3 protein-coding genes are annotated in these 1,584 nt (G+C 76.7%); 1 reads left to right on the top strand and 2 read right to left on the bottom strand.

What is annotated here, in order from left to right; genetic code table 11:
• Positions 1–236: hypothetical protein (locus PSD17_RS23100; protein ID WP_339124488.1), on the top strand; the 236-nt coding region annotated here is incomplete at its 5' end.
• A 167-nt stretch (positions 237–403) separates the two neighbouring features.
• Here PSD17_RS23100 and PSD17_RS23095 read toward each other — a convergent pair.
• Positions 404–910 (bottom strand): MSMEG_0567/Sll0786 family nitrogen starvation N-acetyltransferase, encoded by a 507-nt coding sequence (locus tag PSD17_RS23095; protein WP_103384035.1) that lies wholly within the window; start codon positions 908–910, stop codon positions 404–406.
• Positions 907–1,584, bottom strand: a 678-nt coding sequence (locus tag PSD17_RS23090; RefSeq protein WP_339124487.1) for a hypothetical protein, incomplete at its 5' end; no start/stop codon positions are given. The genes PSD17_RS23090 and PSD17_RS23095, both read right to left, overlap by 4 nt.

Below are 1,584 nucleotides of genomic sequence, written 5' to 3'. Positions count from 1 at the left end.
CCCGCCTCTACGCCTCACCCAAGTACGAAGCCCTCGCCCTCGCCGCACTCGACCGCCCCGACGAAGCCGCCCGCGTCGCCGCGACCACCCGCTCCGACCTCGTCATCGGGCAGCTCGGCGCCTCCGCCGACCGCAGCGCGGCGCTGGGGCGGATCGCCGAGTCGCTGCCGACGGAGCTGCGCGAGACGTTCGGGGCGTCTGGCCGGCTGGTGTCGGAGCGGCGCCGGACGCACTGATCCACCGGGCCCCCGGGCTCGCTGCGCCACCGGGCCGCGCTGCATCGCCGACCGCCGGAGTCCACGGCATCGCCGCACCACCGGGCTCCGCGGGCCGCGCCGAGCCGCCGGGTTCCGCGCGTGTCCCTGAGCCGTCCGTCCCGCGTGGGCCGCCCGTCCCGCGGGCCTCAGCAGGCCGCGCGGGCGGCCTGCAGGTCGATGTCCATCCGCAGGTGCGGCCGGCCCACGTACAGCTCGGGAGCGCCGAGGCGGCGCCAGCCGAGCCGCAGGAAGAACGCCTCGTTGGCCAGCTGGACCATCGCCTGCATCCGGCGGCCGCCGCGCGCGCCCGCGGTGGCGACGGCGAAGCGCACGAGGGGCCCGCCGAGCCCGGACGCACGGAACTCGGGCAGGACGGCGAGCCGGTCGCCCTTCCAGTCGCCCGTCGGGTCGGCCGGGTCGAGGGGGAACAGCCGCACGGTGCCGGCCGGTGCCCCGCCGACGGTGCCCAGCACGTCGATCGTCGCGGGGTCGGCGTCGTGCTCGTCGAGGTCCGAGCCGTCGAACAGCCCCTGCTCGGTGACGAACACCGCCCGCCGGATGTCGTGCACCAGGCCGGTCTCGGCGGCCCCGACGGCGATGCGGCAGGCCGCGACGAGCGTGTCGGCCGTACCGGGGCACGCGGTGGGGCTCATCCCCCGACCGTCCCGTCCTCGACGGCCGCGCGCTGGCGCGCGATCTCGGCGAGCCACTCGTCGCGGTCGACGAACGAGCCGGTGACGAGGACGGTGCCCGTCCCGCCCTCGGTGACCTGCAGCTGGAAGGGGTCCTCGCCGGACCACGGGTCGACGGCGGCCTCGACGAGGATGCCGGAGGCGAGGTGCAGCTCGGGGCGACGGCCGTCGGTGAGCTCCTCGATCGCCTCCGGTCCCGCGACGACGACCCACGCGCGGCCGGCGGCGCGTGCGTCCTCGATCGCTGCCTCCCGGCGCCGCCGCTCGGTGTCGGCGGCGATCTCGCGGTCGGCCATCCCGCAGGCGACGCCGACGAGCAGATCGACGGGGATGACGCTGCCGCCGGGCAGCGCGGTGGCGATCAGCTCGTCGGGGGCGGCCTCGGCCGCGATGATGTCGTCGACCCCGGTGCACCGCTTGCGCAGCTCCGTCACCACGGCCTGGATCGCGTTGATCGAGCGCTGGTAGGAGCCCGGGTCGGCGATCAGCGTGGGGTAGAGCCGGTCCTCGGCGGCGCGCCAGCGGTTGCGGGCCATGGCGACGGTGGGCGAGAACGTGCCGGCGTCCGGCATGGGGTGCTCCCGGGAGTGCTGGTACGGAAGGTCAGGAGTTCGGGCGGGAACGGCGACGGGCGG

Source organism: Pseudonocardia sp. D17, from assembly GCF_036984265.1.
GTDB lineage: Bacteria > Actinomycetota > Actinomycetes > Mycobacteriales > Pseudonocardiaceae > Pseudonocardia > Pseudonocardia benzenivorans.
The sequence above is the reverse complement of the archived record's forward strand: the minus strand, read 5'-3'. Positions and strand labels throughout refer to the sequence as shown.